Here is a 239-nt window from a genome sequence, read left to right on the forward strand (position 1 = left end):
AGCAAGCACGAACGGAAATGCTTCATCTTTTTTATAATCACCCGGGTCAAGAGAAACGCCGTGAAGATCGCTGTATAGCTCGACAATCCCTTTAATGACCGTCGTTTTCCCTGTACCCGGTCCGCCTGTTAAAAGCAGCATTGGTGACATGAGTGCCTTTTGAATGGCTCCTTTTTGGGTTGGTGCATACTGGACACCAAGCCGTTCCTCCAGTTCACCGAGTGCAAGCAGAAATTCTG

Annotated in this window: 1 protein-coding gene; it reads right to left on the minus strand. The window is 48.5% G+C overall.

What is annotated here, in order from left to right; translation table 11 throughout:
• Positions 1 to 239: AAA family ATPase (locus KVT11_RS20505; protein ID WP_217609211.1), on the minus strand; the 239-nt coding region annotated here is incomplete at both ends.

It is taken from the genome of Bacillus sp. GbtcB10, assembly GCF_019091365.1.
In the GTDB taxonomy this organism is placed as follows: Bacteria; Bacillota; Bacilli; order Bacillales; family Bacillaceae; genus Bacillus; species Bacillus altitudinis.